The sequence below is a fragment of the Acinetobacter baretiae genome (assembly GCF_015627105.1).
Taxonomy (GTDB): Bacteria; Pseudomonadota; Gammaproteobacteria; order Pseudomonadales; family Moraxellaceae; genus Acinetobacter; species Acinetobacter baretiae.
The window spans coordinates 14,701-27,939 of sequence record NZ_VTDM01000004.1 but is presented as its reverse complement, the minus strand read 5'-3'; the positions used below and the strand labels follow the sequence as shown (position 1 = coordinate 27,939).

13 protein-coding genes are annotated in these 13,239 nt (G+C 35.6%); 7 read left to right on the top strand and 6 right to left on the bottom strand.

Translation table 11 applies throughout. The features are described from left to right. Positions 1 to 290 precede the first annotated feature (290 nt). Positions 291 to 1,388 carry an alanine racemase gene (gene alr / locus I2F17_RS01880; RefSeq protein WP_211138964.1) on the bottom strand — a complete coding sequence of 366 codons (1,098 nt, stop codon included), beginning with the start codon at positions 1,386 to 1,388 and terminating at the stop codon, positions 291 to 293. A 27-nt stretch (positions 1,389 to 1,415) separates the two neighbouring features. Continuing rightward, a complete protein-coding gene (locus I2F17_RS01875; protein ID WP_196422117.1) occupies positions 1,416 to 2,666 on the bottom strand; it encodes a D-amino acid dehydrogenase in 1,251 nt (416 codons plus the stop codon). A gap of 134 nt (positions 2,667 to 2,800) precedes the next feature. Between I2F17_RS01875 and I2F17_RS01870 the strand changes: the two genes are divergently transcribed. The 3 genes from I2F17_RS01870 (at position 2,801) to I2F17_RS01860 (ending at position 6,117) form a co-directional block, all read left to right on the top strand. Beyond that, positions 2,801 to 3,271 (top strand): Lrp/AsnC ligand binding domain-containing protein, encoded by a 471-nt coding sequence (locus I2F17_RS01870; protein ID WP_196422118.1) that lies wholly within the window; start codon positions 2,801 to 2,803, stop codon positions 3,269 to 3,271. A 599-nt stretch (positions 3,272 to 3,870) separates the two neighbouring features. After that, complete coding sequence (gene proC / locus I2F17_RS01865) at positions 3,871 to 4,710, top strand: pyrroline-5-carboxylate reductase (RefSeq protein WP_211138963.1); 840 nt, start codon at positions 3,871 to 3,873, stop codon at positions 4,708 to 4,710. Positions 4,711 to 4,896: 186 nt separating this feature from the next. Further along, on the top strand, positions 4,897 to 6,117 hold the full coding sequence (locus tag I2F17_RS01860) for a chloride channel protein (protein ID WP_196422120.1): 1,221 nt from the start codon (positions 4,897 to 4,899) through the stop codon (positions 6,115 to 6,117). Between the two features lie 15 nt (positions 6,118 to 6,132). Here I2F17_RS01860 and I2F17_RS01855 read toward each other — a convergent pair whose 3' ends face one another. Continuing rightward, positions 6,133 to 7,320 (bottom strand): MFS transporter, encoded by a 1,188-nt coding sequence (locus tag I2F17_RS01855; RefSeq protein ID WP_196422121.1) that lies wholly within the window; start codon positions 7,318 to 7,320, stop codon positions 6,133 to 6,135. 267 nt (positions 7,321 to 7,587) lie between these two features. On the opposite strand from I2F17_RS01855, the gene I2F17_RS01850 reads away from it, so the two are divergent. The 3 genes from I2F17_RS01850 (at position 7,588) to I2F17_RS01840 (ending at position 9,888) form a co-directional block, all read left to right on the top strand. Then, entirely contained in the window at positions 7,588 to 8,505 is a 918-nt protein-coding gene (locus I2F17_RS01850; protein WP_211138962.1) for a LysR family transcriptional regulator, read from the top strand. A gap of 479 nt (positions 8,506 to 8,984) precedes the next feature. After that, positions 8,985 to 9,329, top strand: coding sequence for a DMT family transporter (locus tag I2F17_RS01845; protein WP_211138961.1), 345 nt, complete (start codon positions 8,985 to 8,987; stop codon positions 9,327 to 9,329). Positions 9,330 to 9,333: 4 nt separating this feature from the next. After that, positions 9,334 to 9,888 carry a TetR/AcrR family transcriptional regulator gene (locus I2F17_RS01840; protein ID WP_211138960.1) on the top strand — a complete coding sequence of 185 codons (555 nt, stop codon included), beginning with the start codon at positions 9,334 to 9,336 and terminating at the stop codon, positions 9,886 to 9,888. Between the two features lie 682 nt (positions 9,889 to 10,570). On the opposite strand, the gene I2F17_RS01835 is transcribed toward I2F17_RS01840, so the two are convergent. Then, positions 10,571 to 11,020, bottom strand: a complete 450-nt coding sequence (locus I2F17_RS01835) for a DUF441 domain-containing protein (RefSeq protein ID WP_211138959.1) — start codon at positions 11,018 to 11,020, stop codon at positions 10,571 to 10,573. Between the two features lie 134 nt (positions 11,021 to 11,154). Here I2F17_RS01835 and I2F17_RS01830 point away from each other — a divergent pair, with 134 nt between their 5' ends. Continuing rightward, a complete protein-coding gene (locus tag I2F17_RS01830; RefSeq protein ID WP_211138958.1) occupies positions 11,155 to 11,859 on the top strand; it encodes a pseudouridine synthase in 705 nt (234 codons plus the stop codon). Positions 11,860 to 11,865: 6 nt separating this feature from the next. On the opposite strand, the gene I2F17_RS01825 is transcribed toward I2F17_RS01830, so the two are convergent. Together I2F17_RS01825 and I2F17_RS01820 are read right to left on the bottom strand one after the other, a co-directional pair. Further along, the gene (locus tag I2F17_RS01825; protein ID WP_196423089.1) at positions 11,866 to 12,150 is read right to left on the bottom strand and encodes a type II toxin-antitoxin system RelB/DinJ family antitoxin; all 285 of its coding nucleotides are present in this window, start codon (positions 12,148 to 12,150) and stop codon (positions 11,866 to 11,868) included. A 96-nt stretch (positions 12,151 to 12,246) separates the two neighbouring features. Next, a complete protein-coding gene (locus I2F17_RS01820) occupies positions 12,247 to 13,155 on the bottom strand; it encodes a pseudouridine synthase (RefSeq protein WP_211138957.1) in 909 nt (302 codons plus the stop codon). Between the last annotated feature and the right edge of the window lie 84 nt (positions 13,156 to 13,239).

Sequence of the window (13,239 nt, the reverse complement as noted above, 5' to 3'; positions counted from 1 at the left end):
ATGTTATTTGAAATAAATCGATAAGGGTAGGAAAGGATACCTAGATCTAGAACTATTTATGTCTACTGCGTGGAATGATTTCATCATACAATGGAAAAATGCAACGATTAGTAACATATAAAAGCTATGCTTTTAGTTCATTTCATGAAATGATAAGAACATTAAAGTGTAAAGTATTTGATTTGCTTTACCAAAGTTTCGTCCATTTTTGGACCACCGTGCGTCGTCTATACGAACATGGTTTTTTATTAAAAATGAGCAGGGCCATTGGGCCCTGCTTTTTTGTTATTTCAATCCGTTACTTGTATTTCCACACGTGCGGTAACACCACACATTAATTCATAGCCCAAAGTACCAGAGGCCTGTGCAACTTCATCGATAGATAAAATGTTGCCATATTTAGACTTCCCCCATAACACAACTTCATCACCTATGTTTGCATCGTGCTGTGTTAGGTCAACAGCTAACATATCCATACTCACTCGCCCGATGAGTGTACTGCGTTTACCATTGACTAAAACAGGAGTTCCTGTTGGAGACACACGTTGATAGCCATCTGCATAACCACATGCAACGATACCAATTTTCATCGGCTGTTTAGCAATATATGTTGATCCATAACCTACACTTTCATGGGGCTGAACATGTTGTATCGCAATAATCTCACTGCGCAAGCTCATTGTTGGCTGTAATCCCCAATCTGCTGCAGTATGGGTCGGATGATCAGGTGAGCTACCATACAAGGCAATACCTGCACGTATAAAATCTGAATGCAGGTGAGGGTGGCGTAACATGGCTGCACTGTTACTGACAGATTGTTGACCTAATAAGCCATGAATTGCTTTTTGGAAGGTTTGATATTGATCATTAATTCCATTTTTACCAAAACGTTGTCCATCTGCATCTGAAAAATGCATCATATGATGTAGTGTAGAGACACAATCTAATTGAGTTAGTGTATTCCAAGCGAGGCGGTATTCTTTGGGCCTAAAACCTAAACGATTCATACCGCTATTCATTTTTAAAAAAACTTCAAATTTTGCTGTACCTTGATAGTGTTGTAACCATTGTATTTGATGTGGACTATGTACAGCAAAGCTCAGGTTATATTGTGCACAGAGGTCTAAATCTGTGCTATGAAATATCCCTTCTAAGAGTAAAATCCGACCTTGATTGTGAAGTGCCCGTAAACGTATGGCTTCATCTAAGTCAAGCAATGCAAAACCATCACCATCGTTAAAACAGTCGTATACGTTTTCGATTCCATGACCATAAGCATTTGCTTTGACAACGGTCATTAATTGAGCCTGACCACTGTATTTTCGTGCAATGGCAAGATTATTCCTTAACGCATTGCTATGAATCATGGCTTTGATTGGGCGTGGCATGTAGAACTTCCTATAATAAGTATGAGCCTAGTCGTAGCGCTGTAAAGATAAACCTTCTGTACTAATATCAGGGGTTTGATTCATCACAAGATCACTAATCAGCTTGCCTGAGCCACAGGCCATGGTCCAACCTAATGTACCGTGCCCTGTATTTAAGAATAAATTATTGTAGCGTGTTGCGCCTACGATCGGTGTACTGTCTGGGGTCATGGGGCGTAGACCCGTCCAAAAAGTAGCTTCCGCGGTATTTCCTCCGGGAAAGAGGTCATTGGTGACCATTTCTAGCGTGGCTCTGCGCTTTTGTTTTAGACTTAAATCAAAACCACTCAGCTCTGCCATGCCTCCTACACGAATGCGTTGATCAAAACGTGTGATTGCAATTTTGTAACTTTCATCAAGAACTGTTGATTCAGGCGCACGTGTGCGATCTATAATTGGAATGGTGAGTGAGTAACCTTTTACAGGATACACAGGGATATTTAAATGTAACGGTTTTAAAAATTCACGACTATAGCTACCAAAAGCTAAAACATAGCGGTCTGCGGTATGCACAACACCATCGACTAAAACGCCTTTAATTTCCTGACCTTCAACAATAAGTTGCTGTACGTTTTGATTGAATTTAAATTCAACACCCTGTTGTTGTGCTAATTGAGCTAAGGCATGAGTGAATAAGTAACAATCACCTGTTTCATCATTGGGTAGGTGTAATCCACCCACAAGTTTATCTTTTGCAAATGCTAATGCAGGCTCTACAGTTTTTAAATCATCGCTATAGAGTAGCTGGTGCGCTACGCCACACTCTTTTAATACAGCAATATCACGCTCTACAGCTTCAAGTTGAGCTTCTTTACGAAAAACTTGTAAAGTGCCTTTCGAACGGTGTTCGTAAGAAATTCCTGTATCACTGCGTAACGTACGTAAGCAGTCCCGACTATATTCTGCAATACGTGTCATACGTTCTTTGTTGATGGCATAACTGCGTGGATTACAGTTTTTTAGCATTTGAGCCATCCACTGTAATTGCCATGCACTTCCGTCTAAGCTGATAGCAAGCGGAGCATGTTGTTCAAACATCCATTTCATGGCTTTGACTGGAATGCCTGGTGCAGCCCATGGCGTTGAATAACCAGGAGAAATTTGGCCTGCATTGGCAAAACTTGTTTCTTCTGCAGGGTTTGCTTGTCGATCAAAAACAGTGACTTTTGCCCCATTTTTTGATAAATAGTAAGCGCTTGTTGTACCAATAACACCGCTACCAAGAACAATCACATGCATGTGGGTTTCCTGCAAAATTTATAAGTCGATTTACCTAGTATATTGTTATTTTAATAGTGAATTTTACTGTTTTTAATGCTTTAATATCTAAGTATCCATATATTTTCATGTAAATGTAGGTAAAAGTAGTAAAAATGCGAAAGTTAGATCGAATCGATTATCAGATTTTAGACATATTGCAAAAAAATGGTCGTATAGCGATTAGTGAATTGGCCTCACAGGTGAATTTATCAACCACGCCGTGTTCAGAGCGAGTAAAAAAATTAGAAAGAGAAGGGATTATTACAGGTTACCATGCACGATTAAATCCTGAATATGTCGATCGTAATTTATTGGTTTTTCTAGAAATTAAACTTTCTGCTAAATCAGGTGATGTGTTTGATCAAGTGGCTAAAAATCTATCCGATATTCCTGAAGTTTTAGAATGCCATTTAATTTCAGGTGAATTTGATTATCTTGTGAAGGCAAGACTGAAAGAAATGGGGGTCTATCGACGATTATTGGCTGATATTTTAAGAAAATTACCAGCATCTGCATCTTCACATAGTTATATTGTGATGGAAGAAATTAAAGAAAGCTTATATTTAGATTTAAAGCAAACTTAATTTTTATAAAATACTCGAATCTTGTTTTAATAAATTAGATTAACTGATTGTTTTATATTTAATTATTTAAATTGTATTGTTTTTCCCTTATTATCGTGTATGACGTGTATGACGTGTATGACGTGTATGACGTGTATGACGTGTATGACGTGTATGACGTGTATGAAAAAAAGATGATTTTACCTAAAAATAATAAGTAACAAAAATAGATATGCTCGAAATATATTATAGAGTAGTTGTAATAAACTATTGACTTAAAATCTATATATTTGAAATCGCAATCATGGGTTGAATCGTGAGGGAATTTAAACCCTAGACTGCATACGACAAACACAGAAATAAATTTTTTGGGTTTATCTCTTTAAATAAAATTAAGTAAATGATTAAGCGTGAAGTTATAGTTTATTTTAAAAAGCTGCTTGATCTTAAAGGAGGTTGTATGACGTGGTTATTCAAAATTGATTTTTAATTAAAAATTTTGTTTTAGCCATCTATTTATTGATTTGAGTGTACTTTAACATAAATTTTTCATTTATTTATGGTTCAGTTTCTGCAAGACTAAACCATTTACTAATCTTAATTAACTCTGGAGTGTAAATATGATGCAACGTAAGATTGCCTTTATCGGTGGTGGAAATATGGCTGCTGCAATTATCGCTGGATTGATTGCATCTGGTTATGAAAAAAGTTTAATTACTGTATCTGCACCTAGTGAAGCGACACGCACACGATTTACACAAAATATGGGTATTTTAACTACAGCCAATAATGTAGAAGCTGCCTCGCAAGCAGATGTCGTGGTATTGGCAGTTAAACCACAGCTGATGCGTGAAGTCTGCGAAGGCTTAAAAGCAATTCAAAATTTAGATCAAAAATTATTTTTAACTATTGCTGCGGGTACAGCAGTACAACTGTACCGAGATATTCTTGGTCCAACGCTAAAAATTATTCGTATTATGCCAAATACTCCATCTTTAGTTGGTGAAGGGGTTAGTGGCGTATTTGCAGATGAAATGATTACTCAAGACGACAAAACATTTACGACAGAACTCATGAGTGCTGTCGGTAAAGTGGTATGGGTTGTGAAAGAAACAGAGATTAATCATGTTATTGCAGTTGCAGGCAGTGCTCCTGGATATTTATTTTTATTTTTAGAAGCCATGTATGATAAGGCAATTGCTTTGGGTTTTGAGCCTCATCAAGCACGTGAAACAATTTTGCAAACAGCAAAAGGTATTGTTGCTTTGGCTGAACATGAAAAAGATTTAGGATTCAATCAGCTACGAAAAAATGTAAGTTCAAAAGGTGGAACTACTGTTGAAGCGTTGGCTGTATTTGAGAACAAAGGCTTGAAGACAACAGTCGATGAAGCCATGCAGGCTGCAATTGATCGTGCTCAGAGTATGGAAATAGAGTTTTCTTTAAACAAAAAATCATAATTTTTTGATATACATTGGGTGAATGCGTGTGTTCATCCAATGTATATCGTGGCTTTAAACTAACTGTGATAACAACTCAATTACTGTGATATAAACTATAGGCAGTCACTGAATTTGTGTATAATAAAATGTAATATTAATAAGATTGACGACATGGTCAGCATGCGTCAGTGACCGATTATATCCATGAAAATCTTTCCTTCTTCTGAATATCACCAAATTATAAAATATACTGGGTATTGGTTATGTGCCTCTATAGCAATAGGGTTAATTTCTGGCCTTGCATCTACACTGATTTTTAGTTGTTTTGATATTGCCAATAAAGTGCGTGCGTTATATCCATCTTTAATTTATTTTTTACCCCTTGTTGGTTTATTTATTGGTTATTTATTTTACCGTTTTGGTACACCTATTGAAAAAGGTACACATTTGCTCATTGATGAAATTCATGAGCCGAAATCTTTTATTCCAAAACGAATGAGTCCACTGATTTTTTTTAGTGCGATTTTAACGCAATTATTTGGCGGATCTGCAGGTCGTGAAGCTCCTGCTGTACAATTATCTGGAGCACTCACAGATCATATTGCACAAGTTTTAAGGGTCTCTAGAGATCATCGCAAAATTTTCTTGATGGCAAGTATTGGTGCAGGTTTTTCAGGTATTTTTGGTTTGCCACTTGCAGGAGCAATGTATGGGCTTGAAATTACAGCCTTAGGTAACTTGCGTTATTCTGCGGTATTTCCATGCTTTATATCATCATTGATTGCGGCTAAAGTTCCAGAGGCCTTTGATATTGTACATCCACATGTATTTTACATTGTCAGTCATTATCCGGAAATAAATTTAAAAAATTTACTGTGTTTAATGGTTGTGGGGTTAATTTTAGGGATAGCCGCACGACTTTTTATCGCATCGATTCATTATGTCAGTTTAGGGTTTAAAACAGTGATTCCATTTATGCCACTTAGAGCGATGGTAGGTGGTATTCTTTTAATGCTCATGACACTTTGGGTGGGTTCACAAGAGTTTAATGGTTTAGGTGTAAATAAAGTGATTGCTGCATTTTACGTACCGTTGCCTGTCACAGATTTTTTGAATAAAACTTTATTTACAGCACTCACACTAGGCTCAGGGTTTAAAGGTGGTGAAATTACGCCATTATTTTTTGTTGGTGCAACGCTTGGCAATGCTCTTGGAGGATTTTTACCTTTACCAATATCGTTGTTGGCTGCGCTTGGTTTGGTTGGAATTTTTTCAGGTGCCAGTAAAGCCCCTATTACGTCTTTAATTTTAGCTGTTGAGTTGTTTGGTACACAAATGATTATTTATGCGACCATCATTTGTTTATTTTCATACTTGTTTTCGGGAAATTGTGGGCTATATCGAACACAAAAGCCCACAGAATAAAATGAATAACTTGATTTAAGATAGAGAAGATTGGCTCTTTTCAACTTTGAGCGCGATAAGGAAAATCATGAGTCCGCCTAAGGTTAAAAAAATACCTACCCAAATCGGGGAAAGCCAACCTAGGTTTTTGTTTAATACCCAGCCCCCTAAAAATGCACCAAGTGCATTAGCAAAGTTTAATGCAGAATGATTTAAGGTTGCAGCTAAAGATTGGGCATTGCCTGCAACATCCATTAATCGAGTTTGTAAGGTGGTGGTGAGTCCTAATACACTGATACCGATCAAAAATAACGCCAATACAGCCGTATAAATATTCCCCATCATTGGTAAAGCAATACAAAACGACAGGGTCGAGCAAATTAAGATCCCAATGGTGGTTTTTGTTAGATTTTTATCTGCAAAATAACCACTGACAAAGTTACTACACACCATACCTAACCCCCAAATTGCTAAAACAATTGGAATAAAGTCATTTTTTAAATGTGTATAATTGAGTAATATGGGAGAAATATAACTATATACTGCAAATATTCCACCAAAACCAATGGCACCGACTGCCAACGTGAGCCACATATTTATATTTTTAAGCCCACGTAATTCTTCTAAAATACTCTCATTGTCTTTTATGGCAATATTGGGCACAAAAAATAAAATAGCCACGATTGTAATAAATGCAACTGTACCTGAAAATCCAAAACCTGCCTGCCAACCAAAATTTTGACCAATCCATGTGGCTAAAGGTACACCGATGACATTGGCAATCGTTAAGCCAAGCATCATACGTGCAACGGCTGTAGCACGTCGTTTAGGTCCTGCAAGCTCTGCTGCAACTAAAGAAGCGATACCAAAATAAGCACCATGTGGTAAACCTGCAACAAAACGAGAAAGTAAAATAAGGTCATAACTATGTACAAATGCGGTGGTGACATTTGCTAAACCGTAAAATAACATGAGGCTGATTAAAAATTGCTTTTTAGGAATTCTTGCACCAAGAATGGCAAATAGAGGAGCACCAATTAACACTCCTAAGGCATATGCACTGATTAAATGCCCTGCATGTGGAATCGAAATATGGAGATTATTTGCAATTTCTTGAAGTAAGCCCATCGTGGCAAATTCAGTTGTACCAATGCAAAAACCACCAATAGCTAACGAAAGTAATGCAAGGAACAAAGAATGAGATGCTGGAGTTGTTGTCGTCATAAAATTATAAATTGTTAAGTTTTTTTGTATTCTACAAGAAAACTCACTTATATTTAATCGGGGAAAAATTTATTCATCAGAAGCGCACAACACTCACAGTGCTTTGAGGTGGTATTTTTTTGAAAATGGCATCAAATTTGTACAGCATCAAAATAAATCAAAGTCAATATAATCATTCAGATTGAAGATTTAAAAATGATTTAATCATGAATTAAATTAATTTTTTTTATGATATATTAAGATAAATTCAATATATATGTCGTGAGTATGTTAGAAATTCGTCATTTAAAAACCCTGCTTGCATTGAGAGAGCATGGTTCTTTAGTTGCCGCAGCAGGTGATTTGTGCTTAACACCATCGGCCATTTCACATCAGTTGAAAGAATTAGACCATTGGTATGGAGTGGAAGTGGTGAATCGCCGTAGCCGACCGATACAATTTTCACATGTTGGACAGCGTCTATTAAAGTTAGCTGACGATATTTTACCGCAAATTCATCTTACACAGAGTGATATTACGCGCATTATACATGGGCAAACAGGGCGTATTATTTTTGCTTCAGAATGTCATAGCTGTTTTGATTGGCTTATGCCACTGTTAAACCAATATCGTCAGCAATATCCAGATGTAGATTTGGACTTTGCGCCAGCATTTGAATCAAACCCACACGAATTGTTGCAAAATAGTGAGTTTGATATGTTGATTACGGCAGATCCGATTGAATTGAAAGGGATAGAGTATTTTGCCATTTTTGAATATGAGTCGCGTTTAGTACTTTCAAATACACATCCACTGGTTCGCGCTTCACAAATTAGTGTGCAAGATCTCGCAAATGAAACACTCGTAACTTATCCTGTAGATAAGCATCGCTTAGATATTATGTCACATTTATTTATTCCAGCAAAAATTCAACCTAAAAATCTACGAACTACGGATCTAACACAAATGTTAATTCAATTGGTTGCAAGTGGGCGTGGGGTTGCAGCATTACCAGATTGGGTGGTTAATGAATATGAACAAAAAGGATGGGTTACCAGTCGTCGTTTAAGTTGTGTATCGCCCCAAGGCTTACGCCGTACGTTATATGCAGGTTATCGAGTAGATGGCAAAGAAAAGAACTATTTTGAAGGTTTTTTAAAACAGCTTGAAAAGTTTTCAAAAAAACGTGTGCAATATTATGGTTAACTTAAAAATGAATATGCTTGAATATTAAATACTTTAAGTTTTAACCGTTGATAAAAAGATACCATAGTCAGACCACTCAAAATCACCAAATACGGTGACATAAGGCTTTAGTATGATTAACCGTATGAACATTTAGATGGCTTTACTATATATCAAACTAAATATTTGCATATTTATAACAATTGCGAATCGTAGATAAGACATATAAGTAAGTTTTTGTTTTATATCCTCTTATTTAAATTAGCAGTTTTTTCTGATCATCTTGCATGACAAACAAAGTGATTTCATTAAAAAAGATAAATACAAGTGACATGAAATTGATGCGATATAAATATTTTTTATGGCTAAAAAATAATTTAAATTATTGATTTTAAAATAGATAATTAAATAGGGTTCGGGTGATAATACATAAATGGACTTTCTATTTATATTCAACCTCGTTAAAATAATTTAAACATACCATATGGTTGGTTTTTATTATGAACAATATTTTAGTTGCATATTTATTGCTTGCTTGCGCAATTATTACGGAAGTGATTGGTAGTACATTTTTAGTGAAATCAGAAGGTTTTACTAAACTTGTACCGAGTTTAGCAATGATTATTTGTTTAAGTGCTGCATTTTTCTTTTTATCATTGGTGATTAAAACGATTCCTTTAGGCATTGCATATGCAATTTGGGCAGGGGTAGGTATTGTACTTACAGCATGTATTGGCTATTTTGTATTTAAACAGTCATTAGATATGCCTGCACTTATTGGAATTGGTTTTATTGTCATTGGTGTTGTCATTATTAATTTATTTTCTAAATCTGCTGGTCATTAATCACATGAAAAAGATAGAACAACCTAAAAAACAGCCTGAAGTGGTTCGTAAGCGAATTATTGAGCAAGCAATCATTTTGGCTTCTTTAAAGGGAATTTCTAGTGTTTCTATTCAAAGTGTTGCAAGTGGAGCAGGTGTGACCAAAGGCGGTGTTTTTCACCACTTTTCTAGTAAAAATGTTTTAATTCATGAAATGATGATTGAAATCATGCATCAATTAGATGCTAAAGTAGAACATCTCATTCACCTAGATCAAGCTGAATATGGGCAGTTTACTCGAGCATATATACAGATTGCATTAGATATAGATGAGACAATTTCACCATGGAATGCTTTGGCAATGACCATGTTAACAGAAAACACGTTTAATTCATTTTGGCAAAAATGGATCGAAATGAAATTAATTCAATACAAAGAAACAGATTATTGTTTTGATCTTGAAATGATCCGTTTGGCAGCTGATGGTCTTTGGTTGAAAAATATGACCAGTACCTGTGAGGCTAATGACTTAGTTTATGCTAAAAATCAATTATTAAATCGAACGTATTCTTCATGCTAAAAATTTTGTTTTAAGAGCTTAAAGATTGATTGTATTTAATTTTTTTTGCTCATGGGTTTTATATACAGTGATTGTTGTAATCACAAAAAAGTGTTCTGTACTTGCTTTAATTGGCATGTTAGCGAATATTCAAAACTCACGGTATTCATTTCATTGATTTGATGTGTTGTAATTGGATTAAAACGTCAAAGTCTTGTATGTAGAAAAAATAATTACTATAAAGATGTTGGGCTAAGGCCGTTTAAAGTATCTAATATTAAAATTGGACATTGATATAGCATGTAGATGTGTAGGATAACATGTTGTAAAAAGCATAAAGATAAAGAATGAAGCATCTAGGTTTTTCATGTTCTGAATCTTGTGAAAGACCCGATAGAACGTTACTTTTTATATGGTTGTATTTAAATGGTATAATTTTTTTTTAAACTCTTTTGTATGACAAACAAGTGATGTCACCTGAAAAAATAAGCATAAGTGCCAAGAAATAGAGGTTATACAAATTTATTATGTGATGAAAATACATAAGTCATTCATTTTAATATCCGATATTAAAAAAATCCGTATGTAGGTGAAATAGATTGAACCGTAATTAAGCCACTTGAAGCCTTATTTTGTCTAGGTGGTTGGATCAATATCGTGTATTTGTTGTTCTTTATAAGTTAAATAATATCACTTAAGTATTTTATTTTAATATAAACAAAGACAATATCCCTGCTGCAATTAGGGGGCCAACAGGCACACCTTTTAAAAGTGCCACACCTGCAATAGTGCCAATGAGTAGCCCTGCAATCACATCGGGTTGAGTACTCATTAGTTTGACTCCTCGTGCACCAAGCCAAGCAACAATGAGACCAATTGCAATTGCAAGTATTGATTTATAGCTAGCAAATGATTTTAGCAAAGTGGCTCCTGCAATTGTACCACTTGCAATAGGTGCCAAAACACCAATAGTGAGTATAGTGATACCAAAATTTAATGCATGGCTTTGAATGAAGGGGAAGTATTGAGATAAGGGGGTGATACGCACAATAATCAAAGCGACACTGGCAATAGTGACAGAAGAATTATGACTCATGATGCCACATGCTAAAAGGATAAAAAGCGCAGTAAGGTTAATGTCAATAGAAGCCATATACTAAAATTACCTGAATATCTTATGGTATTGTAGCCTGTTTTATCTAGATTATTGATATATAAATCATAAAAAGTTCAGCAAAGCACAGGCTTTTTAGTAAACTATACAAATACATGATTTAGGTTATTCAAATGCGTTTAGATAAATTGTTAATTTCTCAAGGTTTTGGCCCAAGAAAAGAATGTCAATTCTTGATACAACATGGTGCTGTTCGTATAGATGGTGAAGTGTGCCAAAATATTAAACAGCAAGTAAACCCCAAAGGGCTTGAATACTCGGTGCATGATGTTGACTACCTATACCGCGAACATATTTATTTGGCTTTGAATAAACCGCAAGGGTATGAGTGCTCACATCAGCCAGAGCATCATTCGAGTGTATTTGAATTATTGCCAGAGTTATTAATTTATCGAGGTTTGCAGTCTGTTGGACGTTTAGATCAAGATACAACAGGATTATTATTATTTACTGATGATGGTCAGTGGTTACATGGGTTGACTCATCCCAAAAAGCATATTGCAAAAACCTACTTTGTAACCACAAAAGATCCTATTGATTCTACTCAGATTGAGCGTTTAACAAAAGGTGTTGCACTGCGTAATGAGGTTGGTTTGTATAAAGCCACTGATGTTCGTCAATTAAATGAGCATGCGTTACAATTAACTATTCATCAGGGTATTTATCATCAAGTTAAGCGTATGATTGCCGCTGTAGGCAATGCAGTAGATACGCTGCACCGAAGTCAAATCGGGGAATGGGTTTTGCCTGATACATTGGCCGAAGGTGATTGGCAATACCTAGAGGCAGCGGATTTAATTAAATTACAACATCAATAAGTGAAGTTAAGTTTCATCTTTAACATTGAGTAATTCTTGTAGTGTTTTTAGAAACTCATCATCGTTGACGTTGTGCTGTGCTTGAGTGGTGGCTGTTTTTTTGTTTTTAGGGTGATCTACATTGATGTTTTGATTTTCGATAGAAAATGGAATTGATTTGGTAATGACCACTTGTTTAAAAAAAAGACGCACTGCTTGAGCAGGCGTGATACCAAGTTGTTTAAACACAGCAAAGGCTTGTTTTTTTTCTTGTGAGTCTAAACGTATTTGATAGACTTCAGTTTTTCTCATGAGGCTAAACCAATTCGTTATAAATATATATGGTCTTATTTTAGCTAAAATTTAAGCAATTACAATATGCATCTGAATTATATTGTCATTACACTGTTATGGCAATGTCAGTGTTTTGTGCGAAAAAAATTGCATGTTTTGCATGGTTATTGGATCGGTAAATGCCAACATGTGAGCCAATAATTGCAAAGGTTGTGTAAAATCGTCTTCTGCTTTATGTGTGACTGTTGGATATAATGAGTCATGTAAAATAGGAATACCCAAGGCATTGAGATGAACACGTAATTGATGTTGTTTGCCTGTATTGGGTTTTAGTAGATATTTTGCATAGTGTTGGTTGTATTCTAAACATTCAATGATGGTGTCACTATTACTCGGTAAACTTGGATCAATACACATGGTATAAAAAGGGTTCCCCTTTTTCATATGGCATTGAATATGATGAGGGAAGGATAGTTGCTGTGTATGATGTGCAATTGCATGATAGTGCTTGATTATTTTGTGATTGGCAAAAAGTTGTTGATAAAGTGCTCTATTGCTAGGTTGTTTAGAAAACATCATTAATCCTGCAGTTTCACGATCTAAACGGTGAAGTGGACTTAAGTTTTCATTGCCTGTAAGTTGTTTTAATCGAACCAAAAGCGTTTGCTGTACATAACGCCCTGTTGGGCTAACGGTCAAAAAGTGAGGTTTGTCTACAACCATAATGTCATCATTTTCAAAGATAATATGGTGTGAGAATGGCACATGAGTTTCGTGCTCTAAAAAACGATAATAAAAAATATACTGCTGTGCTTGGTAAGGTGTTGACGTGTTGATGATATTTAAATGTTGATCAAATATCATGCCTTCATCGCAACGCTTTTGCCATTCTTTTGCACTAATGTGTGGAAAGTATGCACATAAAAACTCAAATATGGTCAGATAGGGTGTGTGTGATGGAAGTACAACACGGCTGGCACTGACGCCGTGAATCATAGGTGGTTTAGGGTCATGAAGTGGCATAAATGAAGTGCTGTAGTGTGGGCAAATAATGGTGAATGGTAGGTTTTCAAGTGTGGCAATGCTATCATAGCGGGGTACTTTTTT

Bases quoted from the DNA above. Each gene is read 5' to 3' on its own strand.
- alr (WP_211138964.1), bottom strand. From the start codon at position 1,388: ATGCCACGCCCAATCAAAGCCATGATTCATAGCAATGCGTTAAGGAAT.
- I2F17_RS01875 (WP_196422117.1), bottom strand. From the start codon at position 2,666: ATGCATGTGATTGTTCTTGGTAGCGGTGTTATTGGTACAACAAGCGCT.
- I2F17_RS01870 (WP_196422118.1), top strand. From the start codon at position 2,801: ATGCGAAAGTTAGATCGAATCGATTATCAGATTTTAGACATATTGCAA.
- proC (WP_211138963.1), top strand. From the start codon at position 3,871: ATGATGCAACGTAAGATTGCCTTTATCGGTGGTGGAAATATGGCTGCT.
- I2F17_RS01860 (WP_196422120.1), top strand. From the start codon at position 4,897: ATGAAAATCTTTCCTTCTTCTGAATATCACCAAATTATAAAATATACT.
- I2F17_RS01855 (WP_196422121.1), bottom strand. From the start codon at position 7,320: ATGACGACAACAACTCCAGCATCTCATTCTTTGTTCCTTGCATTACTT.
- I2F17_RS01850 (WP_211138962.1), top strand. From the start codon at position 7,588: ATGTTAGAAATTCGTCATTTAAAAACCCTGCTTGCATTGAGAGAGCAT.
- I2F17_RS01845 (WP_211138961.1), top strand. From the start codon at position 8,985: ATGAACAATATTTTAGTTGCATATTTATTGCTTGCTTGCGCAATTATT.
- I2F17_RS01840 (WP_211138960.1), top strand. From the start codon at position 9,334: ATGAAAAAGATAGAACAACCTAAAAAACAGCCTGAAGTGGTTCGTAAG.
- I2F17_RS01835 (WP_211138959.1), bottom strand. From the start codon at position 11,020: ATGGCTTCTATTGACATTAACCTTACTGCGCTTTTTATCCTTTTAGCA.
- I2F17_RS01830 (WP_211138958.1), top strand. From the start codon at position 11,155: ATGCGTTTAGATAAATTGTTAATTTCTCAAGGTTTTGGCCCAAGAAAA.
- I2F17_RS01825 (WP_196423089.1), bottom strand. From the start codon at position 12,150: ATGAGAAAAACTGAAGTCTATCAAATACGTTTAGACTCACAAGAAAAA.
- I2F17_RS01820 (WP_211138957.1), bottom strand. From the start codon at position 13,155: ATGCCACTTCATGACCCTAAACCACCTATGATTCACGGCGTCAGTGCC.